Origin of the sequence: Paenibacillus sp. HGF5 (assembly GCF_000204455.1) — a bacterium.
Lineage (GTDB): Bacteria > Bacillota > Bacilli > Paenibacillales > Paenibacillaceae > Paenibacillus_AQ > Paenibacillus_AQ lautus_A.
Genome location: NZ_AEXS01000086.1, coordinates 1 through 24,078, shown reverse-complemented (window position 1 = coordinate 24,078; position 24,078 = coordinate 1). Strand labels below are relative to the sequence as shown.

21 protein-coding genes and 3 pseudogenes are annotated in these 24,078 nt (G+C 43.3%); 18 read left to right on the top strand and 6 right to left on the bottom strand.

From position 1 onward, the window contains the following. Nucleotides 1–270 precede the first annotated feature (270 nt). Nucleotides 271–381 (top strand): methyltransferase domain-containing protein, encoded by a 111-nt coding sequence (locus HMPREF9412_RS32095; RefSeq protein ID WP_083829939.1) that lies wholly within the window; start codon nucleotides 271–273, stop codon nucleotides 379–381. A gap of 29 nt (nucleotides 382–410) precedes the next feature. Here the strand turns inward: HMPREF9412_RS32095 and HMPREF9412_RS14000 are convergent, their stop codons facing one another. Beyond that, complete coding sequence (locus HMPREF9412_RS14000; protein WP_009592239.1) at nucleotides 411–1,340, bottom strand: ketopantoate reductase family protein; 930 nt, start codon at nucleotides 1,338–1,340, stop codon at nucleotides 411–413. Between the two features lie 136 nt (nucleotides 1,341–1,476). Here HMPREF9412_RS14000 and HMPREF9412_RS13995 point away from each other — a divergent pair, with 136 nt between their 5' ends. From HMPREF9412_RS13995 to HMPREF9412_RS13985, 4 genes and pseudogenes are all read left to right on the top strand, one after another. Continuing rightward, nucleotides 1,477–2,046 carry a TetR/AcrR family transcriptional regulator gene (locus HMPREF9412_RS13995; protein WP_009592231.1) on the top strand — a complete coding sequence of 190 codons (570 nt, stop codon included), beginning with the start codon at nucleotides 1,477–1,479 and terminating at the stop codon, nucleotides 2,044–2,046. A gap of 366 nt (nucleotides 2,047–2,412) precedes the next feature. Continuing rightward, a pseudogene (locus tag HMPREF9412_RS32090) lies at nucleotides 2,413–2,624 on the top strand (STAS/SEC14 domain-containing protein); the annotation flags it as partial. A gap of 519 nt (nucleotides 2,625–3,143) precedes the next feature. Then, on the top strand, nucleotides 3,144–3,947 hold the full coding sequence (locus HMPREF9412_RS13990; RefSeq protein ID WP_009592232.1) for an undecaprenyl-diphosphate phosphatase: 804 nt from the start codon (nucleotides 3,144–3,146) through the stop codon (nucleotides 3,945–3,947). Between the two features lie 708 nt (nucleotides 3,948–4,655). Then, nucleotides 4,656–5,030 (top strand): YciI family protein, encoded by a 375-nt coding sequence (locus HMPREF9412_RS13985; protein WP_009592226.1) that lies wholly within the window; start codon nucleotides 4,656–4,658, stop codon nucleotides 5,028–5,030. A 599-nt stretch (nucleotides 5,031–5,629) separates the two neighbouring features. Here the strand turns inward: HMPREF9412_RS13985 and HMPREF9412_RS13980 are convergent. After that, entirely contained in the window at nucleotides 5,630–5,812 is a 183-nt protein-coding gene (locus HMPREF9412_RS13980) for a hypothetical protein (protein ID WP_036672247.1), read from the bottom strand. Nucleotides 5,813–6,103: 291 nt separating this feature from the next. Here HMPREF9412_RS13980 and HMPREF9412_RS13975 point away from each other — a divergent pair, with 291 nt between their 5' ends. From HMPREF9412_RS13975 to HMPREF9412_RS33660, 12 genes and pseudogenes are all read left to right on the top strand, one after another. Then, nucleotides 6,104–7,759: a cache domain-containing sensor histidine kinase gene (locus HMPREF9412_RS13975; RefSeq protein WP_175320771.1), complete on the top strand. Its 1,656-nt coding sequence runs from the start codon at nucleotides 6,104–6,106 to the stop codon at nucleotides 7,757–7,759. A gap of 210 nt (nucleotides 7,760–7,969) precedes the next feature. After that, entirely contained in the window at nucleotides 7,970–9,031 is a 1,062-nt protein-coding gene (locus HMPREF9412_RS13970; protein ID WP_009592229.1) for a response regulator transcription factor, read from the top strand. Nucleotides 9,032–9,205: 174 nt separating this feature from the next. Further along, nucleotides 9,206–10,879 (top strand): hypothetical protein, encoded by a 1,674-nt coding sequence (locus HMPREF9412_RS13965; RefSeq protein ID WP_009592238.1) that lies wholly within the window; start codon nucleotides 9,206–9,208, stop codon nucleotides 10,877–10,879. 34 nt (nucleotides 10,880–10,913) lie between these two features. Next, the gene (locus tag HMPREF9412_RS13960) at nucleotides 10,914–11,876 is read left to right on the top strand and encodes an ABC transporter permease (RefSeq protein WP_036672245.1); all 963 of its coding nucleotides are present in this window, start codon (nucleotides 10,914–10,916) and stop codon (nucleotides 11,874–11,876) included. 13 nt (nucleotides 11,877–11,889) lie between these two features. After that, nucleotides 11,890–12,786, top strand: coding sequence for a carbohydrate ABC transporter permease (locus tag HMPREF9412_RS13955; protein WP_036672243.1), 897 nt, complete (start codon nucleotides 11,890–11,892; stop codon nucleotides 12,784–12,786). Nucleotides 12,787–12,915: 129 nt separating this feature from the next. Beyond that, nucleotides 12,916–15,021 (top strand): alpha-galactosidase, encoded by a 2,106-nt coding sequence (locus HMPREF9412_RS13950; protein ID WP_009592244.1) that lies wholly within the window; start codon nucleotides 12,916–12,918, stop codon nucleotides 15,019–15,021. A 100-nt stretch (nucleotides 15,022–15,121) separates the two neighbouring features. Beyond that, nucleotides 15,122–15,334, top strand: a pseudogene (locus HMPREF9412_RS33310) (hypothetical protein); the annotation flags it as partial. A gap of 489 nt (nucleotides 15,335–15,823) precedes the next feature. Continuing rightward, on the top strand, nucleotides 15,824–16,213 hold the full coding sequence (locus tag HMPREF9412_RS13945; RefSeq protein WP_009592237.1) for a VOC family protein: 390 nt from the start codon (nucleotides 15,824–15,826) through the stop codon (nucleotides 16,211–16,213). 18 nt (nucleotides 16,214–16,231) lie between these two features. Continuing rightward, on the top strand, nucleotides 16,232–16,597 hold the full coding sequence (locus HMPREF9412_RS13940; RefSeq protein WP_036672240.1) for a GNAT family N-acetyltransferase: 366 nt from the start codon (nucleotides 16,232–16,234) through the stop codon (nucleotides 16,595–16,597). 226 nt (nucleotides 16,598–16,823) lie between these two features. Continuing rightward, entirely contained in the window at nucleotides 16,824–17,672 is an 849-nt protein-coding gene (locus tag HMPREF9412_RS13935) for an AraC family transcriptional regulator (protein WP_009592241.1), read from the top strand. Nucleotides 17,673–17,948: 276 nt separating this feature from the next. Further along, a complete protein-coding gene (locus tag HMPREF9412_RS13930) occupies nucleotides 17,949–18,293 on the top strand; it encodes a transposase (RefSeq protein WP_009592243.1) in 345 nt (114 codons plus the stop codon). A 116-nt stretch (nucleotides 18,294–18,409) separates the two neighbouring features. After that, nucleotides 18,410–18,637 carry an IS3 family transposase gene (locus HMPREF9412_RS33660; protein ID WP_083829936.1) on the top strand — a complete coding sequence of 76 codons (228 nt, stop codon included), beginning with the start codon at nucleotides 18,410–18,412 and terminating at the stop codon, nucleotides 18,635–18,637. A 596-nt stretch (nucleotides 18,638–19,233) separates the two neighbouring features. Here HMPREF9412_RS33660 and HMPREF9412_RS13925 read toward each other — a convergent pair. The 4 genes and pseudogenes from HMPREF9412_RS13925 to HMPREF9412_RS13910 all read right to left on the bottom strand — a co-directional run bounded on the left by HMPREF9412_RS13925 (nucleotide 19,234) and on the right by HMPREF9412_RS13910 (nucleotide 22,797). Beyond that, nucleotides 19,234–19,620, bottom strand: coding sequence for a copper amine oxidase N-terminal domain-containing protein (locus HMPREF9412_RS13925; RefSeq protein ID WP_302621994.1), 387 nt, complete (start codon nucleotides 19,618–19,620; stop codon nucleotides 19,234–19,236). Between the two features lie 580 nt (nucleotides 19,621–20,200). Further along, on the bottom strand, nucleotides 20,201–20,620 hold the full coding sequence (locus tag HMPREF9412_RS13920; RefSeq protein WP_050802822.1) for a hypothetical protein: 420 nt from the start codon (nucleotides 20,618–20,620) through the stop codon (nucleotides 20,201–20,203). 18 nt (nucleotides 20,621–20,638) lie between these two features. After that, nucleotides 20,639–21,097 carry a hypothetical protein gene (locus tag HMPREF9412_RS13915; RefSeq protein ID WP_036672235.1) on the bottom strand — a complete coding sequence of 153 codons (459 nt, stop codon included), beginning with the start codon at nucleotides 21,095–21,097 and terminating at the stop codon, nucleotides 20,639–20,641. Between the two features lie 1,232 nt (nucleotides 21,098–22,329). Further along, a pseudogene (locus tag HMPREF9412_RS13910) lies at nucleotides 22,330–22,797 on the bottom strand (DinB family protein). 198 nt (nucleotides 22,798–22,995) lie between these two features. Between HMPREF9412_RS13910 and HMPREF9412_RS13905 the strand changes: the two are divergent. After that, nucleotides 22,996–23,901 (top strand): LysR family transcriptional regulator, encoded by a 906-nt coding sequence (locus tag HMPREF9412_RS13905; RefSeq protein WP_009592240.1) that lies wholly within the window; start codon nucleotides 22,996–22,998, stop codon nucleotides 23,899–23,901. The last annotated feature ends 177 nt before the right edge of the window (nucleotides 23,902–24,078 follow it).

The window sequence follows — 24,078 nt, the reverse complement described above, 5'->3', positions numbered from 1 at the left end:
TGTCGGGTGACAAAAACATAGTAACATTTGAAGCCGCATAATCAGCGGCTTTTTATACACCATTTAAACTAACGGGCAGGATTACGTAACACCAGTATGAAATATAAATGGACTTGATAACGGATTAAGGACTTTAAATTTGATGAGACAAGGAGGATGAATATGGGGAGCTACGATAGTTATGCTGAGCAATATAACGGTATGGTGAGCTCGGGGGGGCCAGAGGGTTCCTACAGATATATTTGACAACAACTAAAGAATCTATCTGTTCTGGCCGACCTAAGAATTTGTGACATCGGTTGTGGTCAGGGTGAATTAGCCTACCGTTTATCCGAGCTTGGAACAAAAGTAACTGGAGTCGATTTGAGTGAAAATCTTTAGTGTACGCCCGAAACCATCGGAAGGCTTCTTTATATTTCTTTTTCATATTCTGTATTTTCAAATGCCATCGTAAGACGCGGCAAAGGTATGCCTAACTTTTTTGCTTCTCTCACAACTTCAAGTACCGCAAAACCTGCTTTACTGTTGTTGTATTCGACGAAAAGTCGCGGTAAGCTGCCCTTTGCAAAAATAACCTTGTTAAAAAGCGGGCCGAGAAGTGCCGGTGGAATCTTGGTCAGTAGTAGAGTAATCGCGTCCATCTTTGCGCCTCTTGCTTTAAGTATGGGCATCATTTCCCTCATATGCTTACCAACATTTGCGAAGGAGTCACTATGATTCATAAGTGCTGGAAAGCTTCCGCGTTTTAACACCTCGGCCTCCATCGCCGCATTCATGGCAAAGTGATTCCATAGCCAGCTTTGCATATCCTTGATCCAACTGATTTTAAAATGGGCACTTTCAAATAGTTCTTTGATCTGGTTGTTCATCTGTTCCGTGCCTGCCCGTGGTTTCTCCAGAAATATCATTTTCAAAAAGCCGCCTCTAAGCTTATTGTCCGTGATGCCGCCCCCTGCTCCTGGAAATCCAAAGACCACCTTGTTCATAGACAATGGCGAGATCGCTGATTTTAAGTCTTGCCAAAGATTATTGAAGATGAGGATCGGGGTGTTCCCGGCGGCAGTCGATAGGAGTTGTGCTGCTGATGGAAGTTGCTCCGTGTTGACACTCGCAATAATGAGATCGTAATTTGGCCATATCTCCTCATGTAGTGTGACGTTCCAGTTTTCATTTATGAGCTGCTTCCCTTTTCGTGCGTCCCACATTTCAAGCGCGATATGGCTTCCGAAGGTTTCTTTTCTCCCTTTTCTAACGTAAAACTCAACGGTATGCCCTGCCTTTTCGAATGCCCAAGCATATTGGGTAGATATGACGCCTCGACCGAAGAATAAAATTCTCATGTTAGCCTCCCTAAAATAGTTGATCATCCAACAACGTGTTGTATAATGTTATTGTATAGATTGACTATAGGGTCATCAACCATCAGATTTTTAAGATCTGTCGCATAATCGATGAAACAGAACATGGAGGCCAATCATGAATAAGCAACCTGAAATGACGGACAAAACGAGGCAAACCTTTATTAATGTATTCTGCGATTTGTATTGCCACAAACCAATTGAAAAAATATCCGTTCAAGAGATTGCCAAGCAATCAGGATATAATCGCAGCACCTTTTATCAATACTTTACGGATATTTATGCGTTGTTGGATTTCGTTGAAGAGCGTGTCTTAAAATCCATTCACGAGGAAATGGCAAGCAGGGAGCTTTCTACGCATACTTTACAAGATGCGCTTCAATGCTTGGAAAGTACAGAAGATATTTCTGTCCTAAAAGCCCTCCTCGGTGACTATGGTTCTGTTCATTTTGTTGAACGCCTGAAAAGAGAAATTCCCTTTGAAAAATTGATTGCAGACTTCCCAACAAATGATGTCTTAGCGCCATACCTGGTTGAGTTTTACATATCAACATTACTATCTTTGTTTCGCCTTTGGATACGCAACGGAAAAGATTTATCGTCGGAAGAATTGGTCAAGCTAATCGATAGCCTATTTGCAAATGGGATAAAACCGTATTACATCTTTGGCACGGTCAATGAAGGGTAAACGCGGATCAAAATGGTATTCTATACTCTATAACATGTGGCAATCAAAGGTGAGGTTTATGTTATGCCAAGTTTTTTCATAGACTGCGAAGCACGATTTTTATCGGGTGGGCCTTCTCCTTCAGCACAAGAAAACAGAAGAAGTTATGACCTACTTCCGCAAGAGTACAATGTAGATAATAAGAAAGAATTTATTGAGGTTGTCAATCAACACAGTCTTTCAAAATAGCTCATTTAAGATAGCAGATGATACTTTGAAAGTCGCATAATATGCGGCTATTTTGTTTAGGCTTTAGCCAGTTGAGTGCGTGATGATCAGGGTATAGAGAAAGTAAGCACAAGGTTTACACTTCCACAAAGAGCCTATAGAAAAGGGTACACTCCAGATCATTTTTCCGTTCAAAAAGCATGGAAAGATAAGTTCTTCAATGAAACCGTTCAAAATCATAGTATGGCAATTGCGTTTCTCCTTGAAGAAGGGGAGATCATGAATTATTTGCAACAATCCAACACAAAAGAATCTGTAAATTTTTTGATAATTATGATGAAGCATTTATTGGGTTGAATGAATATCCGATTAAGTCCCTTATGGAACTCAGTTGTACTCAATCAACCAACTGGTGTCTGGTGGGTGCTGCCAATGGAAATCCGGCCTATCAAAAAATGGTTGAGGAAGGGCAATTGGCCCACTATGAGCGTGAGATTAAATTTCTAAATGATAATTTTGAAGACTGGATGTAGAACTGATCAATAGATGAGTTTCTTGGATAGCAAACAAGAATTCAAAAGGACTTGGAGATTGCAGTATTTTGGGAAGATAGATTTTCTAACATTGTTTTAATGTTAGCTGCGGGCTGAAGGGTATTTGAAGTGTATATATTCATGTCAAGGTTAGCAATCTCATCGATTTCCTGCCATTAGCTAGTCAAAGGGGGGATTAAGACTAAAATAATGAGCAATGTGACAATAATGTAATACTACATTGAATATTGTTATGTTATTCGATGGGAATACCTAGATGTCCCCCTTATACTGGAAATTATTAAACGAGGTGTAGTTTATTGCCACCAACCAAATTTCCAAAAGGGGTATCCACAGATGACTGAGGTAATTAAAGCAATAATACTTGGCATAATAGAGGGGTTAACAGAATTTTTACCAGTATCGTCTACTGGACATCTTATTTTAGCAGGCAATTTACTTAACTTTGAGGGAGACGCCGCAATAACTTTTAAAATCGTTATACAATTGGGTGCGGTGATGGCAGTTCTAATTCTTTATTGGAAAAGATATTTGGAGATTGGTGCTAATCTGATTAGATTGGATTTTTCCCAAAGTAAAGGCTTAAATGTAGTTCATATGATTTTGGCTATGTTACCAGCATTAATTATATATCTTCTCTTCAAGGACACAATAAAAAGCCAATTATTCGGCCCAACCCCCGTCTTGATAGGTCTAGTTGCAGGTGGCTTGTTGATGATCATCGCTGCACGCAGTAGTAGAACTGAAAGCGCTGATACGATGGATGGGATAAATTATAGACAAGCTTTCGGGATTGGACTGTTCCAATGTTTGGCTTTGTGGCCGGGATTCTCGAGATCGGGTTCAACGATTTCAGGTGGTCTTTTGCTTGGTACTAGCCAAAAAGCCGCCGCAGATTTTACGTTCCTTATTTCCGTGCCTGTTATGTTTGGTGCAAGCTTGTTGGATTTGTACGATAGTAGCGATTTGCTGAATTCTGAGGATTTCTATCTAATGATAATTGGCTTTACGACATCCTTTCTTGTGGCAATGATTGCAGTAGTGACGTTCATCAAACTGATTAAGCGACTTCGATTGGAATGGTTTGCTCTATACCGTTTTGTCTTAGCAGCGCTCTTCTATTTAATCGTCATACAGTAACCATATTTTTGTATTTGATTATTCAAGCAATCTACCACAAGGAAACGTTAGTTTAATTGTGGGCATGGGGAAGAAGGATAAGATGAAACTTAGAAAAGTCCATTAAATGGGCTTCTTCTCACAGGTAACAAAAAATTTGGTGTTATGGGTGAGATGGGTAGCTATTAAGCTAACAGGAAATGATTCGATGTCATAAGATGGTTAAAAGAGAGAAATGAGAGGATTAAACATGTCGGAGACCGATTGCCGTAATGGACAAGAACATGAGCCGATTACCGATTAGATAAGTATCTAACTATGTTTCCATGCAATTCATTAAGCTAACGGGCAGGTTGTGGAACAAGTTGTATAAAACTCTTTTTCACACTAAAGCTTAGAACTGCGGTATAATTCGGTAAAGTATTTAATGAGTGGGTGAGTAACTTGATCCTAAAGCAAAGGGGAAAGTGGTTGGGGTGATCGGTAGCCCGTAAAGCTAACGGGAAACGTTAGTTCATTACAAACACAGCGATTGAAATTTGCTATTAAATGAGCTGAAAGTGAAATTTTGAAAAGCAAACCTGCGGAAGATCGCTCTAAATAAAGATAAAGATTATTTTATTGAAATATTTTCTAGGGTATGTCGATTTTTTTATATACCGTTCGTCAATCAAATAGAAGCAAGAAAGAATGCTTCAAACTCACACGTTAAAGGAGAAATGAAATGAAATGAAATTTCTGTGCTTGGGTTACTTGGAGTCAGATAAAATGGATGCCCGCCCAAAGGATGAGATTGATGCTATAATGAACGAATGTCCGCCCCACCTAGAAAATTTCTACAAGAGCGGCCAAGTGATTATCGATGCTGGTCTCGCATCCGAAACGAAATGCTTACGGCGGGCGAATGGGAAAGTGAAGGTTGTGGACGGTCCTTTTATCGAAACGAAGGAGATGATCGGTAGTGCTTTTCTCATAGAAGCACGGGACATGGAGGAAGCTATCCGGATTGCTTCCTTACATCCAACTGTACAAGTGGCATCAGGCGAGCAGTTTGGATGGGGGATTGAGATCCGGCCAATCAATTACTTTGACTCGAGAGACTAGAATCAACTGTTCTACGGAAACGATCGTTCAATATATGAAAGTAAGGGCCATTCCGCAAGGAGTGGCCTTAAAAAGTTGCCGTTACAGTCAGTGCGGAGATCCCTTCCATAAATGAGCTTGTAACTTATTGGTGTCTAATGACACAAAAGTGGCCACATTGTAGGATTTTGACTCAAATGTGACTACCTTATCGGGCAGCCTCAATCAAACATTTGCTCAATTTCTCTATTAGACTCTATCTCACTGGTTTGAGCAAGTGTATCATCCAATTTCTGTACTCTTGAAATAAAACCAGTTCGAATTAACCTCAACTTCTTTTTTACTGATTAAGTTTTCATTTAAAATAAAAGTTGAAGCAATAATCAATAAAACGACAATGACTAGAATATTTTTCTTCGTCATTAATTCAACGTGTGGTTCTGTCATGTTGCTGCAATGGAAATATGTGTGATGCACGATATATAAGCTATCGGGAAACGAAAGTGCAATAACTAGGGAGCAGAACGCCGCTCGGCAGGCTGCTCCCTGTTTTCATAGATTCTCTGGGCACCCTATTCCCAAATGTCAATATATCTCTATCTTAGTAGCGAGCTAATCCGTTACGCTTTGCTTATCAAGGAACGCACACCATTAACGATTAAGGCGATGGAGAACACAATCACAGATATGATGCCTGCTGTGTCAAGTACAGGTTCCAGGCTTGGCAGTAATTCCGAAACTGGGACGTAAATTAGGCCGAAACCACCAATGACTCCGCCGAGATAGCTGAGAAACTTAGACATAGCGTCTTCACCTCCTCTATTAATAATACTTAGCTTATGCATGCAAGATCGGTAATGCGATAGACATATGAATGTTTAATATTCTAGAACGCGATAGGAGCCCTACAATCTAAAACGAATAAATGGTTCACGAGCGTTATTGCTAACCAGCAGGGAAGCCAATACAATGAGGTTGTGAACAACCGACAAGTGGGTGGAACCATGAGATCCTTTTCGCTAAGCAAAAAGATTATCGTTATGTTTGTCATTCTATGCATACTGCTGACAGGGGTGGGATTTTACTGGTATCGCATGACCACGCTGACGATTCAGGACAACACAATAAAATTGAGCCGACAAATTACGAATCAAATGAGCAGCCGCGTGGATACATATTTTATGGAAATGGTTAAACTGACGCTGCCCATGACAGCCCAAAGCGCATCTGCCCAATTTTTGGACAAGTCTGGCGAAGGGCCGTATGAGCGACTGCTCTATTCAAGACCGGTCAACAAAATGATCTACAATGTCATGGTTGGTCGGCCGGATATTTACGGAATATCGATCGTATCACAGGAAGGGGTTGCTACTTCAAGCTACAGCAATTTATTCGCGCAGAAACGGTTTCCGCAAATTGTTCAGAGATTGGAACAACCGGGGAATTTCGAGATCGTGGGCATGGAACAATATAACGATGTCAGGCTGCTAACGATGGCCGTGAAATTTTTCAGCCCGGGTACACAGCATTGGGGTGTTCTCATTGTGGATCTCAGCCTGAACAATATAAGCAGCATTGCAGAAGACGTGACTTTAGGCGACACAGGTTTTGTATGGATTGCAGATCGCGAGGGGCGGTACTTGTATTATCCCGACCATCGCAAATGGAGAGAAAACATCCCTGAGTCATATTGGAAGCGTATTCAAAACAGCAGTGAAGGCGGTGATATTGAGCATGCCACAGGTGAAGAAATGCTTGTTACCTACGGCAGGTCCGAATTAACCGGCTTCATATTCTTCTCGGAAACGCCTCTGGTCGAGGTGAACCGTGATTTGGTCAAGCTTAGGAATACGACCATTATCATTGGGTCTGTCGCCCTCACAGTGGGGATTGTGGTTGCGTTATCGGTTTCCTTTTCTTTATCGAGGTCTATTATTGTACTGCAGAGGCTCATGAAGCAGGTGGAGATTGGGAATATTGACGTCCACGCTCCTGAGAATAAAAGAGGGGAGATCGGATATTTATACCGCCGATTTAATGCGATGGTGAACGAAATCAACAATTTGATTCTCACGGTAACTGCTTTACAGGTGAAGGAGAAGGAAATGGAGCTCAAACAGCTGGATTCCAAAATGCAAGCACTCCAGTACCAGATCAATCCTCACTTTTTATACAACACACTCGAAATTGTGAATTCTTACGCGATCGTTGAAAATATTCCGGTGATTAGCCGGGTCGTGCATTCTTTGGCGCGAATCTTCCGTTATAGTGTAGAAAACCATGCCAAAACCGTCCCACTGTCCGTAGAGCTGTCTCATATTAATGACTATCTAGATATTCAAATGGAGCGTTTTGAAAACCTGCGGGTCCATATTGAAATGGATGAAAGCTTAGTAAGCCGGATCATGGCTGTACCAATGATGCTTCAGCCCTTGTTGGAAAATGCATTCAGGCACGGCTATCAGAAACATAAGTTGGAGCCCGGATCCTTGCATATTCGTGCTGAACGGCACCTTGAGCTCTTTATTATTGATGTGGCGGATAACGGCCATGGGATGGAACCAGAGGTCAGGGATTATTATAATCGTCTGTTTCAAGGTGGGATTGAACATGAAACATTGGATGGAGCACGCTTAGGCCTTTGGAATGTTCACAGCAGAATCCAGCTGTTTTATGGACACGCCTGCGGACTGCATATTGTCCGTTCGGATATGAATGGTACAGTGATCCGTATTACGCTACCCCTTTAAGTAAGTGTTCAAAAAGGTCGGTTTTCAGCACTGAGAAGGTTGATTGAAGCTAGGGACTGAGGAGCGGAGCGTACGCCTTAGTACGTGAGCACCAGAAGGCCCGGCTGAATTCAAGATTCGATGTCGAACCCGCTTCCTGATTCACTTCGTGATCAAAAGCGGACTTTTTGAACAACCTCTTGAGTTCAATCTAGGATCGGAGTGAGGCATATGTTCAATATCATCACAGTTGACGATGAAAAAATGATCAAACGGAGCCTGCGGGCTTTGATCGAGCGTGCGGGAACAACTTACAGCGTCATCGGTGAAGCCACCAATGGCAGGGAAGCGCTGGAGCTGATACATTATCATCCCCCTCATCTTCTTATCACGGACATATGCATGCCGGAAATGGACGGGCTGGAGCTCATTGCTGAAGTCAAACAGCGTTATCAGCAGATGGAGATTATCGTCATATCAGGCTACGGGGAATTCAGCTATGCACAGCAGGCGCTCCGTCACAATGTCACTGATTATTTACTGAAGCCGATCCATCCGGACGAGTTTCTGTCAACGCTGCAGCGAATCTATGAAAGGCATGAGAGAGACGCTCAGCGATTAGCAGGCCGCAGCCAACAGATGTGGAGTTTCTTGGCTCATACAGAACAAATCATCCAATCAATATGGACTGTGCAAGAGAAGGGACTCCATGAAGAACTCGAACAATTCCGTCTTAAGGTAGAAGCATCCGGTATGGATGCTGTTTTGGCTAAACAGATTTATGTCGATCAGCTGGTTTATATATCGCAGAAGGTATCGGAAATGAGCGGCCTGTCTTTGAAGCCGGCTTCAGCCATGGAGCCCGAGCAGCACCATTCATTGGAGAAGCTATACGAGAAATTCCAAACCGCATGTTTGGGTATGCTCACGGAGGTTATTCAACTCCGGAACCTGGGGCAGTCTCTACAAATCCGGAAGGCGATCCGATATATTAATGCGAACTTTCAGAACAGTGACTTGTCCCTCGTAAGTGCAGCAGACAGCGTCTCGATGTCGGTTACGTATTTCTGCCGTTTTTTTAAAGAGGAAACAGGAATGAGCTTCATGAAGTACGTGACGGGTCTTCGCATGGAAAAAGCCAAGCAGCTGCTAACAAATCCGGAGAATAGGGTTCACATTGTGGCGGAACGGATTGGCTATTCGGATTATCATCATTTTGCCAAGGCATTTAAAAAAAATACCGGCATGACACCGAGCGAGTTCAGAAACACACACGTATTCATGGATATATAAAAGGGAGCGAGTTTTCGACTTTTTTGACTCCTTTTATAGAAACCATGAAAAAAGCCCCACGATTGTGGGGTTATTTTGTGCAAGAAATGATACATGACGTTAAGAATTGCCATATACGTTGAAAAAGCCCTCATGTACCATGAACGTATCATTGATAATTCTAGGAGGTGCGGTATGAAGAAGGGTATGATCTTGGTGCTGGTATGTGCTCTGGTATGGACGATGCTGTCCGGATGCTCCAAAAGCAATAACGAGGGGGAATCGGCTGTAGATCCAGGCCAACCTGCAGCTGAAACCGGCGGTGAAGAAAAGACAAACGAATATGGCTGGAAAGTTCCGAACAAGGCCTTGGAGATCAATTTTTATGCGGGGCAGGATAATCCGGAAACGGTAAAAGAGAACAGTGTAATGATGCAAAAGTTCCTTCTGGAGAAGTTTAACGTGAAGCTGAATAAAATTGTTTACGACGTAGATATGAACGAGAAGCTGAATCTAATGCTTGCCTCAGGTGATTATCCCGAAGTCATTACAGGCCTAAGTGACGAGCAGGCTGCCAAGTGGATCGCACAGGGCAAGGCGGTTGAACTCAGCCAGTATGTTGATAAAGCTGCGCCTAATATAAAAAGTCAGCTGGGCGATCTATATAAGACTTTTCTTAATTCAAAAGGTGAATTGTATGCGCTTCCAAGTTATTGGGGCATCCTGCCGATACCAGGCGCGTCAGCCCATATCCGCTACGATTGGTGGAAGGAAATGGGGTCGCCTGATTTTAGTACACCGGAGGAGTATTATCAGGTTCTGAAAAAGATGCAGGAGGCGCATCCGAAGAACAGTAAGGGTGAAAAAACGTATGCTTTATCCGGATACTCTCCGATGTATACGACAGTGGTTCCGACCCTGGCTGGAATGTGGGGGTTGAAAGCCGGCTATAAAATTGCGGAAGACGGTACCAATACGCACTGGGTCAACACGTCAGAGGGGCTTGAATTCACCAAGTTCATGAATCAGATTTATCGTGACGGGATGCTTGACCCGGATAGCTTTATCAATACTTTCGATGATTGGAAGGCGAAGTTCTCGGCTGAACGGATCATGGGTCATATCGGTTCTTGGTGGGTGTCATGGAATGCCGGTCATGAGGTATGGCAGAAGGCGAATAAAGATTGGACCGATGAGCAGCGTTTCATTCAAGTGAAAGCAAAAGCAACGTCCGCAGCATCAGCGAACCTGACTGCCCTGAATGGCAGAGGATCTTATCGTACAATCATTACAGACAAAGCGAAAAACCCGGAAGACATCATGAAGTGGTTCAACTTCTCGATCACGGATCTTGGAACCCGAATTATAGGCTGGGGAGTTCCGAATATAGAACAGTCGGTATGGACCTACAAGGACGGAAAAATCGAATGGGTAGATACCATGAAGAAGCGCATAATTGATGGCACTTATGATTTTAAAAATAGCGACCTGGTTGGACAAGGGGTCTTCACGCTGGTTGAAGGCATTGGGACGATGAAGGATGACGGAAAAAGCACCTATTGGTTTGACCAGAACTTTAACAACGAGGCGAAGTGGAAGAAGCTGATGAACGATAATTTAAAAGATACGATTTATGATAATACGATGGGCGTGATCCAGATTCCAGGTAACGATCCCCTTGCTGTGACCAACACGCAGATCGATGAGCTGCTGGAGACGCTTTGGGCAAAGTCGGTTATGGCGACTAGCGAGGCTGATGCCGAAGCCAAGTTCACCGAGATGCGCGATAAGCTGAATAATGCGGGTCTGCATGATATCGAGGGGTACCGTACCAAGGAATATCAGAGACGAATGAAGGAATGGAAGTAGTACGGAGGCAAATTTGAGGGAGGAGGCTCTAGGAATGAATGATCCAATGCTTAGACACACCCCCGAGACTGGAGTTCGCTCAGCGAAATGGGCATCTTGGAAGAGAACATTGTACCGGGAGCGAAATCTGTGGCTCATTTGCCTTCCGTTGATCGCATGGGTCATCCTGTTTAATTATGCACCGATGTACGGGATACTCATGGCTTTTGTTGACTATATACCGGGCAAATCTATTTTATCGAGCGATTGGGTGGGACTTAAGCATTTTAAAGCATTTTTTGATTCTCCCGATTTTGGTTATGTTCTGCGCAATACGCTGGCCATTAGCGGATTAAATATCCTGTTCGGATTTCCTGCACCCATTATATTGGCTCTTCTGCTCAATGAGCTGCGCAAAAAAAGATTCAAGCAAGTGGTTCAAACCATATCCTACCTGCCGCACTTTATATCCTGGGTCGTCGTAGCCAGTGTTTTATTTACACTTCTCGGCAACGAAGGCATTCTAAATGATATTCTGCTCCGTTTGGGATGGATCGACAAGCCGGTCTCTTTTCTGGGGGAAGGAAAATACTTCTGGGCGATTATCACGTCTGCAAACATATGGAAGGACGTCGGATGGTCAACGATCATTTATCTGTCTGCCATGGCTGGTGTGGACTCAGAGGTTTATGAAGCCGGCAGGGTGGACGGATTAGGGCGCCTGGGGGCGATGTGGCATATTACGCTGCCTGGCATTCGAACGACGATTGTATTGCTGTGGATTTTGGGAATCGGCGGCATTTTGAATGCGGGATTTGAACAACAGCTGTTGATCGGTAACGCACAAACCCGCGAATACTATGAAGTCATTGATACGTATGTCTACAAATACGGTATCCAGCTGGGCAACTATTCCTACGGGGCCGCCGTAGGACTGATGAAAGCCGTTATTGGCGTAAGCCTGGTGTTCGGTGCGAACCGAATTTCTAAGAAGGTGCTCGATACTTCAATATTTTGAGGAGGGAGAGGAATTGGAGCAATCGTTCTTGAAGCCCAGCCTCAGGAGCAGGGTATTCGACCTATGCAATGTGGTTTTTATGCTTGCTTTGTCTTTTTTGATGGTATACCCGTTTATCAACCTGCTGGCCCTATCTTTAAACGACGGGGCTGATGCGGCGCGAGGGGGCATTTATTTCATTCCCCGCCAGTTTTCGCTGGACTCCTATATGCTGCTGTTTCAAAATACACAACTGCTCTCGGGATTAGGCATTTCCATTCTCAGGGTTGTTGTCGGAACAACGACCTGTGTATTTACGACCGGCTTGCTGGCTTATATCGTAACGATCCGTGGTTTTTCAGGGCGAAGAATGATGCGACTGTTGTTTTTATTCACGATGTATTTTGGCGGGGGGCTCATTCCGACTTACATGCTGATGATGAAGCTGGGCTTGATTAACACATTTCAAGTCTACTGGATTCCAAGCCTGTTAAACGCTTATTACATGCTTATTATGGCGTCCTATATGCAGAATTTGCCGGAGTCGCTTTCTGAATCAGCACGAATCGATGGGGCAGGGGAACTTCTCATTTATTTTCGCATTATCTTTCCGGTCTCTCTTCCGGTATTCGCCTCCATTGCCGTGTTCAGCTCGGTGGGACATTGGAATGCCTGGTTTGACGTGATTTTGTACAATTCGAACGGAAACTGGGATACGCTGCAGGTTTACCTTCGCAGGCTGCTGCTTGAGGTCGAGGCTTTGCAGCAGGTTGCCGACCAGCAGCTTGCGTACAGCAAGTACCGTAATATTTCTCCACTGACGCTGCGTGCGGCAACCTCTATGGTGGTGACGCTGCCCATTGTGTTCGTCTATCCATTTTTTCAAAAGTACTTTGTTGGGGGCATTACGCTTGGTGCGGTAAAGGGATGACTTGATTGAAGCCAAGGTGGGTGCTACTTAAATGTTCGAGTTTAAAAAGTCGGTTTTGATCATAAAGTGAATCAGGAAGCGGGCTTTTTAGACAACCTCTTAAAAAATGAAGGAGGCTGTAAATAAATTATGAAATTGCAGTATAAGCTTGATTCTGTCGAGCCGCCATGCGGTCAGGCCAACCATTTCCTGGACGAGGGAACGAACCAGTTGAAGTATGAATACAATGGGCTAACGATCATTTCAATTCAGCTTCCCGGCGAGGGCAACCAATATTACCGCCGTGTTTCAGATGGGAATCTACAGACCCATCCTTTCATTCAACAGTTGTATCTGGCCTTTGATGAGCCACAGACTGTACGCGTGCGATTCGAACTCAGCCGTGATGCAATAAACATGCGGCCCCGGCGTGCGGGAGATGGAGAAGCGATACTTGGGCAGAGTGGGAGGCCGACCCTATACGGTGCCAATGGATTGTACGATGTGCTGCTGGATTTGTTGATCGACTGGCACGGCGCCGAATGGCAATGGGTTCATGACCGGATTCAAACGACGGAGGACGGAAATTCCTTTGCTGAAATCGATGTTAGAGTCGGCACTACGCCGTGGGTCATCAATCTGCGCATGCAATATTACCGTAAGCATCTGAATTTCACTTACCATAAGCCATGGGAATGGCGGCCAGACTTAAAACCTGTGGCAGGATGGTGCTCATGGGAAGCATATCGCTTTGACATTCGGGAGGAACATGTTATAGATGCAGCCCGCTTTGTCAGTGAGCACTTCAAGGCTTATGGGCTTGAATACGTGCAGTTGGATGACGGCTACCAGCTTCCTCTGGTTCCGCCTGAAGCCACTGGTATTGTTGCTGATGCGTGGCTGACAACCAATGAAAAGTTCCCCTCGGGACACGCAGGCTTGGTATCTGGGATTAAAGCCTATGGACTGCAGCCGGGGATTTGGACGAATGCGGTTGTGACCAATCCGGACTTTGCATCTTCAGGGAATGCTTGCATCAAGGATGCAGATGGAAGTCCGATTAAGGGCAAGTGGATTCAGTATGTGCTGGATTGCTCTCCCGAAACACTGGCCAAGCATGTGGCTCCTTATTATAGAGGTTTGAGGGATGCCGGGTACACTTACTTTAAAACCGATGCTATTCGTCACTTGATATTTGACGGACTGCATGAAGCGGTTCGGGCTGGACTGATTACAAACGATGAGGCGCAGGCGAAATTCAGAGCTTTTCTGGAATGCGCGAAGGAGCATATTGGCGAAGATGCATATCTGCTCTCCTGCTGGGGTGTGCTTAGCGAGGCCGTGGGTCTTGCCGACGCCTGCCGTGTAGCTACGGACTCAAGTCCGAGCTGGCCGGCAATCCGAATGCAGCTTGTGGAAACGGCGCGCTGGTTCCATACGCATCGGATCCTCTATCTGAATGATCCGGACCATGTCTGCGTCCGGGCACCGCTGGAATGGGCCAAGTCGGTTATATCCCTCGTTTCGCTGACGGGAGGCCTGCTGATGATCAGCGACAAGCCGGAACATTATAATGATGAAAGAATCAGTATGATCCAGCGCAATCTTCCTCCGCTTCAAACGGTTACCGCAGAGACGGGGGCGCTCGATCTGATCATGCCCGCTTTTGCCTGGACAAATGCTAAGGAAAATGCGGATGATCTAGACAAAATGGATCAGCATCCTTTTACCACCTTATGGGCCATTCATATACAAACGGATGACAGAAACTGGTGTGTAGCCAGTCGTTTTGCTACAGAGGCTTTACAAGCCTCATCTGTGGAAATGGAGAAGCTCGGACTCGATCCGGACCGGGAGTATGCAGTATTCGATTTCTGGCAGAAGCAGTACCTGGGCAGATATACCGTTTCAATTCCATGTCGGGAGCTTGAGGTTGGCAGCTGTCAGCTGCTTGCTGTCCGCCCGGTGATCGGGCGTCCGATGCTGATGGCTTCTTCGCGCCATGTAAGTATGGATGCGGTCAGTGTAAAAGCGGAGCAATGGTTGAACGACGAGTTAACATTAAAACTGAAGGGCGTGTCCGGCACAGCAGAGGATTACTGGGTTTATGTCCCTAATGGCTTTGTAGTTGCTGATCAAAGCGCGGCAGGAGCCCGCAGCCAGATAACGCCAGAAGGTGAAACCTTAAGGCTCACCGTTCATTTTGATGAGGAAGAGGTTCAGGTGAAGCTAGCATTCACAGAGCCCACTGCCTGATTCGAGATCAATAGCAGACCTCTAACGAACAGAGCAAAGACCATATTGGGATAACTTATACGTTATGCCCAGTGTGGTCTTTTTCGTATGAGGTTGGAATGAACTAGACAATTATTTCGATCGAAGCGTTTCTTACATTTACATGAGGGATTTAGGTAAAGCCTTGGATTCATCTGATACGAAAAACCGTATACAAAGAATAGTTGCCGATGTAAAGAGGTACGCACATCGAAAGCTGATCAAGATCATCATCGGTGTCGTGGTGCATATATACGAAGATTTAGACGTAGGTGTATCTACTTCTGTAAGGGCATAGAAACTCAGTGAAGCGTTCCATGTATGGAGAAGTACGAATGGACGGAACGATTTGCGAAGTTTGGATCCCCGTTTGAAGAAAAGCATAATGTAGGCCGCCTTTTTGGCGGTCTTTTACAATAGTGTCAGGTGACCCCGATATGATGTCATGGATGGCGAGCTGTCGAGAGACAAGAACTTGTATAGACTGGCGGAGATGGAATTTCAGTGCGCGACGCAAACCAAGGTACCTTGACAAATAATACAACCGATTGGATGGCGGATGGCGTGCAAATGGCTGACAAAGGCAATGGGGTGGATATATTTAATGGCCATCGTTGGTAAACTCGCAAGGTTCTTCTATATGTCGCAGGGACCAGATGTTTGGTCAGAAAATTTATTTTTAGAATGAACAGGTTCGCAATTGATAAGAATCTTATTCCTTCTATAGAATGTATAATTTATTCATTGCAGTCAGAAGTCAAATTAGAAGGAAGGGAATGGGGACATGATTATTAAAGCAGCCCAACTTACGATTCTAGTGAAAGATCAGGAGGAAGCCAAACAATTTTACACGGAAAGACTTGGTTTTGAGGTATGCTCGGATATGGAATTTGGACAGGGAACGCGATATCTGACGGTCGCTCCGAGAGAGGGGAATGAAACCTTATTTGAACTGGTAAAGGCGGACACATCGGATCAAATCGCTCTGATAGGTAAACAGAGTGCTGAACAAGTCCTAATCATGTTTGAAACAGATGACATCGAAAGAGACTATAATGAAATGAAAGAATGCGGTGTCGTGTTTCACGGAGAACCAGTTCCAGTTCCAGGAGGAAAAGGAGTCGGTTTTGAGGATTTGTATGGTAATCAATTTGACTTGTTTCAACCTGAGTAATGGATACAATTAAACGATATGTGTTGGATAGCGGGATCCAGTAGTTATGACGGAAACGTATGGGACATTCACCCGTTAATTGTTCATAAAAATTTCCGCAATAAAGGAATCGGAAAAGCGTTGGTACTCGACTTTGAGAACTGTGTCAGAGAAAAGGGCGGTATTACAATATTCCTTGGATCAGACGATGAGAATAACAGTACAACTCTTTTTGAACAAGACCTCTATCCTGAAGTGTTAGATAACTTGAAACAGATTCAAAACAAGAAGGACCACCCTTTGGAATTCTATAAGAAGATAGGGTTTTCCGTAGTAGGTGTTTTGCCAGACGCTAATGGTTTTGGAAAACCAGATATATTCATGGCGAAGCGTGTTAAACGTTAGTTTTTGGAATGATCCATCCTCGTAACAAAGAAAACAGCAGATCAATGTGATCAGCTGCTTCTATTCAACTAACTGGCAGTAAAGCTCAATGTTAATTATACATCGGATTTTATTGGGATCGGTCTTCAGGGGATGTCAAAGATGCTGATAAGACAATTTCGTGCAGGAAATGCACGGCAAGTCATTTTTATTTGCGATAATATTTAACTCGAAGGGAGGGAGAACGATGGATTGGTTGGAGAGGATGAAAAGTGCCATGGATTATATCGAAACGAATTTGGCGGACAATATCTCATTTGATGACATAGCACAGATCGCTTGTTGCTCTACGTATCATTTTCAACGAATGTTTCCGTTCATCACTGGAATCACGTTATCTGAGTACATCCGACGTCGACGATTGACATTGGCGGCTTTTGAACTGCAGACAACCGATGCAAGGGTGATCGATGTAGCCATGAAATATGGATACCAATCGCCGGAAGCGTTCGCACGGGCGTTCAAGAATCTCCATGGGATCATGCCGATATCTGCGCGCGATAAAGGCGTTTCCTTAAAAGCCTATCCTCGAATGTCCTTTCATATCTCAATAAAAGGGGATGTCGAGATGAATTACCTGATTGAACAAAGAGGGGCTTTTGAGATGTTCGGCGTTTATGGTCTAGTTAGTCAGGATTTGCAAACGGCATTTACTGATGTTCCTCAGTTCCGTAAACAATGTGATGAAGACGGCAGTGTGGATCTAATGAACGAGCTGCTGGAGCGGTTTGGTAATACCGTGTTACACGCTGCCTTATATGACCATACGGGGGAATCTTTCAAGTACATGGTATGCTATCATTTACCGAAGGGACTTGAAATTCCCGAGAGATTTACAAAGCTTTCTGTTCCAGCTTTAACATGGGCTATTTTCCCGGAGCCGCAATGTGATTTACAAAAACTATGGGAACGAGTATATACCGAGTGGTTTCCGATATCTGGATACGAACAGGTTGAGGGTCCTCAATTCGAAATGTATTATGGAATGCCAGGGCATACACAGGGTGAGATCTGGATACCAGTAAAGAAAAAGTAACGATTGTCCTAAGGATATAGGATAGTTGAACAAAGCGAAGGGCCATCCCACAAAGGATGGCCCTAAAACTTGCCGTTACAGGCAGCGCGGAGAACCGTATCAGGGCATCGGCAGGAAGTTAATGGAGCAAGCCATTGCAAAGGGTACATGTTCTTGTCCTCAAAAAGTCGGGTCACAAAAACATAGTAACATTGAAGCCGCTGATTAGATATTATCTCCTTTAAGTAGACAGTGTGTAAAAAGCGCATTAAGTCTACTTGGAGGGGATTTTTTTTCATGGGCGAAATACGAAAGACATATGACATCGAATTCAAGCGCAAGGCTGTTGCGATGTTCCTGGAGGAAGGTCTTGGCTACAAGACGGTAGCCAAGACCTTGGGCATCGACGATAGGATGGTTCGAAGATGGGTGGCTCACTACGAGCGAGAAGGAATTGAGGGGCTCAAGGAAAAGAGGGGCACCTCGACGGGTTCGAAGAATGGGAGACCGAAGAAGGCCAAAACCTTGGAGGAAGAAGTCCTGCGGCTGCGAGCGGAAAATGCCTTGCTAAAAAAGCTATGGGAACTGCAAAGGGGGCAAGAGCAAAGCGACGTCAAACCTTCCAAGCCATCGAAGCGCTAACCAGTAACTACCCCGTGGCCTTGCTGTGTGAACACGCAGGTATCGCTCGAAGTAGTTACTACAAATGGGCAGCCAGAAAGAATAATCCAACGCCCAAACAGATCGAAGAGTAGGCTCTGAAAGAGAAAATTCTAGAGTGCCATACCCAGCTAAAGGGCATTTACGGATACCCACGGGTTCGTGTCTGGCTAAAGAAAACCTTTGACTTGAACGTCAACCATAAGCGTGTTTACCGGCTGATGAAAGAACTGGGGATTCGTGCTCGGATTAGGCGAAGGAAGCCATACTTTGGCCATCGGGAGGCCGGGATTACCTCAACGATATCTTTAATTGTGGAGTCTTGATGAACCATTTGATATGATCAATACACTGTCAGACGAAAAGAATATGAGTACTTTCAGAGTCGCATAAAATGCAGCTTTTTTGTTTGAAGTTTATAAGTTCTTGGTCGAAACTCAATAACAAGAACTTATATATCTTTCAAAAATACATCAACAACAGAAAGTCGGAAAATTAAGGTGTTTGTTACTTCGCGAGTAAAACCATTTGGAGGGGCTATCCAATGGCATAACAATGCTGCTGTTCGTGTCCCCGCACTAAAAGTTGGGACCTCTACTCAAGATATGGTCCAGGTTGTGACATTTACACTAGCACCTAACGCGTCGGCGACCTACGGACTTACTACATCGACTGCTGGTTCACTCTCTACTCCTGGAGTTATTGCGATACAGACTCTAGCACCCTAAATGACTAAAAAGAGAGCCTCTATTTCGTGATAGAGGCTCTCTTTTTATTTATTTATTTTTATAAGTAAGACCTGGGATTACCGTATATTCGTTAACATCAAACAGTTTAGCTTTTTTCATTGATTTAATTTTGCCTTGAGCGATTTCAATGTCCCATTCTTCTCCAAAGAGCTTTTCTTCTTCAAAGATTACTTTTACTCTAACCTTAAGCGTCTTTGCTGAGCATCGACAATCTCATAATCAATAATGGATGGATACATACCGCCGATAGGGATCATGTCAAATCCTTCAACGGAAATTGATTTGATTAACTTATCATCACGAGTATCAAAACCTACGATATAAAGGGCAATAAGGTTTTTAACTTGTGACCAGCCACTGCTAGACATATCAAGGTTTTGTTTCCAGACATTTTCCTGTACGTCTGAATTACTACTCTTTATAGAAACTGTTTGATTCTTTTGGTCCCAACTTACATTAGCACCCAGAGCCTTCGAGATGAAGCTTATTGGCACCATTACTCGATTATTGCTCATCTGCGGGGCAACATCCGATTTAATTTGTTCGCCATTTACGACGATCTTGATTGCTCCCTTGCAAAGGCCATCCCTACCGCAGCTGTTTAAGCGATGACTATTGCAAATAACGAAATGAATAACTTCTTTTTCATTTAATATCCCTCCACGTTAAATGTCGTACATAATAAAAATGTAAAATATTGGATATAGTTTTAATTTTATAACCAAAAATTTAAAATCAATCAGTTATTGTAAATACACTTGAAAGTAATTCCATTTTTGGGTGAACGATGCGTTACTTTATCTTTCCGCAACATTTTACTAAAAAGCAGCAGCAGAGGATATAGGCCGGCAACGTGATTAAAGACAACATCATTGATGCTTATCATGAGAAATTGGATAGGTTTCTAAGTCTATCGGGCTCGATTCTGTGCGGTCTATTTCTGTGAGAATCGAGATCCTCAAGTTGAATTCAATCCTGTTTATTTAGATCCTCACGGTCGGTAATTTAGATCTATTAATGAATGCATTCGCTACATCGATCATTGACACAGTAAACATAAAAAAAACTGTCGCCAATAGAGTATCGACGACAGTTTAAGCCTAGATAATTTCTTGAGTCTACAATGGTGGGGATCATAGGTTATTCAGAAATTGTCTTAATTTCAACCGAATCACTATTCCCTACTTGTTGGATATTAAATGTACCTATTTGTTTACCATTAATATCGTATAACGGAATTGTTCGAACGCTATTCAAAGAAATGCTTTGTTGTTTAGACAATGCTTCTTTAGGGCTTTTGGGCGGTTCGGTTTCCAGGTCTTCTGCACGTACATACCCGTGAGTGCCATCAACACCAATTGCTTGAATTAAATCTGGTGCTGCATTTGATTCCACGTTTTCTGCAGATCCATAAGTCTCGCCTTTCTCGTTTACAGGGAATGCGGGAGTATGCTCTTGAGTGAGTGTACTTGCAATAGCAGAACCAAATTGCAATCCTCCTAAAGTTACACCAAGAACAAAAGTGACACCAAGTAGTACTGTTTTCTTTCTAAACTTCATTACGTTCACCATCCAATCTTAATAATTTCGAATTGCAGGAGTTGTATTTATTGTGAATTCATCGTATCCGTTACCATTATATGCTCTGGTCGAACCATTAGCTGTGTAGTTACCATTTCCACAGTTTCCGCCCACAGGAATTCTCATACTCACAGTATTTGATGTTTCATTATAGTACCAATCATTCACGGCACACAAACTACCATTGTAGTAGAGTTTAGTCTTTGCACCCATATAGCCAGTTGGAACACTGGTACCTGCAGGATTACCAACATGTGCATAACCTCCAACATAGCTAAAGTCACCACTATCATTTTTAACTTCGCCTTGATTTTGATAACGGTAACCGAGGATGGGGCCATATGCTTTCGCAACGCTAAATGCTTGCGCCGCATATACAACAGACGAAATTGTTCCAACAACCATACCCACAATAAAAACGCAAATAACAGTCCTTATTCGTAACTTATTACTCAATCTTTTGTTCTCCTTACCCCTGATTCGTAATTTAGACATTAAAGACAATTTCAAATCGTTCATCCTCTCTGTTTAATTATGTATTTCATAGATTATAATACCATAAGTGAATCGAAGGAGTAACCTATATTTTACCAAACGTTACAGGTTTTCTTAATCCAGAGTCGTAGTTGCGTCCTCAGTGATCTAGTCCTCGGAATACTCCTTAGCGCATCTCAATATGGAAGGACAATATAACTGATGAAATTGCCTTTATGCTTTACTCATGGATGACCTGGATATTTCAAAAAGCATAATGAAAAGTAATTCTCATGTGTTGCCTGACTGAGATTGTAAATAATTGCTCCTGGTTACAACCTTTATTTTTTTAGATCAGATCTAAATAATTGAAAGGAGCTTAAGCGCTTCTCTCTATAGATAACGTTAGAATTATGATGTTGGTTATGGATAATTTGAAAAAAACTGTATTTATGTGGCATCGATAGATGTGAGGAGGACTACCATAATCTAAGTTTCAAAAATGTATTTGTTATTAACAACATAAATATTAATTTCATTTTTACTTTAACAACAGAAAATCGAAAAACTCGTGTTTTAGTTGCAACACGAGTTTTTCCTTTTTTGCGGGGCTTTCCAACGACATAACAATCCATGAAAAGCTCAAATGGAATTAGCTGAAAAATATTCTGTTTAATTTTACCTCATTAAACCCAAGAACTATTTCCTTATCGACTCCGTTTTGTATTACCGTAAATGGAACACCTTTGATCTGACTCTTCAGCTCTAGATCTGTCATTGTGGAAACATCAACCTCCTCGAAGCACTTCCTCATAGAGCTTATGGAAAAGGGAAAATTGAAATTCAGTTATACCTGTTGTTTATGGAAGTTTTTTCCTTATTTGTCGAAGGACAAGAACATGTTCCCATTGAAGTCGCTATTTTAGCGGTTTTTTATTTTATCGGTACAAGTTCTTGTCCCAAGCCAAGGACAAGAACTTGTACCGATTACCGTAAAGGACAAGAACATGAGCCGATTACCGATTAGATAAGTATCTAACTATATTTCCATGGAATTTCATTAGGCTCCCTAACGGGAAACGATAGTTCAATCTGTAAAGAGCATATCGCTACGGTGAAGTGCTCCTTACATTTTTTCATTCAACAACCTATAGGTTAGCAAAGTGGTGTGGGATTCCAATAGTCGGGATACCAACGAAGGAAAAATTCCTTGGTTAGCGCGACATGACCTTTAACTGGCTTGATATCGTTCCAAGGTGAAAAGCTTCGTGAATCAGAGTGAAGTTTAACAACTCGCCTGGGGTGGAGAATTGGAACGGTCCCAATGAAAACGGAGCAGAAAGCTTCTCGCCCAGCATTTCAGGTGTCAGATCAGATATGCGGGACAACTGCGCCGTTAACATTTCGACCAACTCTTCCTTCGATGGAGGACCAAACGTCCAGTCCAAGGGTTTTGTTCCTGTGTTAAACAGCGCTTCATACGAGCCCGGTATGGCCGAGGGGGAGCCAAAAATTAAAGGAGAATACTTATCCATCCAATAAATCATATGGCCGAGATTTCAACGGATTGTATTGTTGAAACCTGCCGCTTGAATGTCGAACAATTCCTCAGGGATAACTTTTACCTGCTGCAGCACCAATTGACGTCCGGTTTTTGCCGTGTTGATAATCATTTCAGACACATCGATTCCCTCCTTTATAGTGAGACACTTGATATGTTCCTAGTGTAGCTCTCATGGATCTTACCATCAATGCAGTGGGCATTACCGAAACGTTAAGTATGAGTTAACAATTATTCATTGACAGACAAATAAGATGGCATGACAATAACCATTGAACATTCATTCAGTCATGCAAAAATGTGAGAGCGGGTGTTAGTAATGGAGTTAAAACAACTACAGTATTTTATCGCGATTTGTGAGGAGCTTCACTTCACGAGAGCAGCCGAAAGGATGGGAGTCAGCCCACCCAACATCAGCCAGCAGATCAGGAGATTGGAAGAAGAGTTAGGGGTGCTATTATTCGATCGCGTGGGGAAAAAAATAGTACTAACTGAAGCCGGAGCGATTCTTCAAAAACATGCTGCTGCCATGTTCGAACATCTACAACAAGCGACCGACGCTATTGTTGATTTGAAGCATATGCAAGGCGGATCGTTATCCATTGGCGTTTTGCCCGGTGACGCGGAATTCATGTTTAAAGCCTTTATACTGAACTTCCATCAGACCTATCCCACCATCTCACTGTCTCTTCTGGAGACCATGAAAATAACAGAACAAGTTCTGGACCGAACCATCGATTTCGGCGTAACCGTTGGCCCTGTTATCGATACACGTATCACGTCTATTCCCCTGTATCACGAGGAGTTCTCATTGGCGGTAAGCAAGAATGATCCTCTTGCCACGGAGTGCTTCATCCCCTTAAACAAACTGCAGACCTTGAAGATGGTCATGTTCCCGCCTGATCATCAATACAGCATGCTGATTGACCGCTTTTGCATGGACCAGGGATTTACTTCGCAGCCGCATATGGTGACGACAACGTTATCGTTATCCTCCCTCCTCCAGATGGTGCAGAGCGGAGTTGGCTCCTGCATTCTGCCGAAAATGCTACTGGATAATCTTCACTTTTCAGACATCAAAGTCTTGGACCTGAGGCATCCTACGCCATCTCAGGACTTTTGTCTGATTTACCGCAACGACAGATATGTCGGATACGCCATGCGAACGTTCATCAAGACTTTGAGAGCCTACATCGAGACCACTATTTATGATTCGAAGTCCTAATGCAGCATAGGGTTTGACCTGATCCCGCCAACGATTAATAACACACCTGAGGTAATCGAAAGCCCTTAATAGGGAGATAATATCTTTAAGTTAAAGGATCCATTTATTAAATCAATTATTGAATTGGCAAAATCAGAAATTTGCTTATGGAGACGTTAACTCAACTGAAGACAAAGG

Excerpts from the sequence above, each read along its gene's own strand:
- HMPREF9412_RS13935 (WP_009592241.1), top strand. The coding sequence starts at position 16,824 with ATGGATTGGTTGGAGAGGATGAAAAGTGCCATGGATTATATCGAAACG.
- HMPREF9412_RS13990 (WP_009592232.1), top strand. The coding sequence starts at position 3,144 with ATGACTGAGGTAATTAAAGCAATAATACTTGGCATAATAGAGGGGTTA.
- HMPREF9412_RS13950 (WP_009592244.1), top strand. The coding sequence starts at position 12,916 with ATGAAATTGCAGTATAAGCTTGATTCTGTCGAGCCGCCATGCGGTCAG.
- HMPREF9412_RS13940 (WP_036672240.1), top strand. The coding sequence starts at position 16,232 with ATGTGTTGGATAGCGGGATCCAGTAGTTATGACGGAAACGTATGGGAC.
- HMPREF9412_RS13930 (WP_009592243.1), top strand. The coding sequence starts at position 17,949 with ATGGGCGAAATACGAAAGACATATGACATCGAATTCAAGCGCAAGGCT.
- HMPREF9412_RS13995 (WP_009592231.1), top strand. The coding sequence starts at position 1,477 with ATGAATAAGCAACCTGAAATGACGGACAAAACGAGGCAAACCTTTATT.
- HMPREF9412_RS13920 (WP_050802822.1), bottom strand. The coding sequence starts at position 20,620 with ATGAAGTTTAGAAAGAAAACAGTACTACTTGGTGTCACTTTTGTTCTT.
- HMPREF9412_RS13970 (WP_009592229.1), top strand. The coding sequence starts at position 7,970 with ATGTTCAATATCATCACAGTTGACGATGAAAAAATGATCAAACGGAGC.
- HMPREF9412_RS13945 (WP_009592237.1), top strand. The coding sequence starts at position 15,824 with ATGATTATTAAAGCAGCCCAACTTACGATTCTAGTGAAAGATCAGGAG.
- HMPREF9412_RS13980 (WP_036672247.1), bottom strand. The coding sequence starts at position 5,812 with ATGTCTAAGTTTCTCAGCTATCTCGGCGGAGTCATTGGTGGTTTCGGC.
- HMPREF9412_RS13975 (WP_175320771.1), top strand. The coding sequence starts at position 6,104 with ATGACCACGCTGACGATTCAGGACAACACAATAAAATTGAGCCGACAA.
- HMPREF9412_RS13985 (WP_009592226.1), top strand. The coding sequence starts at position 4,656 with ATGAAATTTCTGTGCTTGGGTTACTTGGAGTCAGATAAAATGGATGCC.
- HMPREF9412_RS13965 (WP_009592238.1), top strand. The coding sequence starts at position 9,206 with ATGAAGAAGGGTATGATCTTGGTGCTGGTATGTGCTCTGGTATGGACG.
- HMPREF9412_RS14000 (WP_009592239.1), bottom strand. The coding sequence starts at position 1,340 with ATGAGAATTTTATTCTTCGGTCGAGGCGTCATATCTACCCAATATGCT.
- HMPREF9412_RS13905 (WP_009592240.1), top strand. The coding sequence starts at position 22,996 with ATGGAGTTAAAACAACTACAGTATTTTATCGCGATTTGTGAGGAGCTT.
- HMPREF9412_RS13960 (WP_036672245.1), top strand. The coding sequence starts at position 10,914 with ATGAATGATCCAATGCTTAGACACACCCCCGAGACTGGAGTTCGCTCA.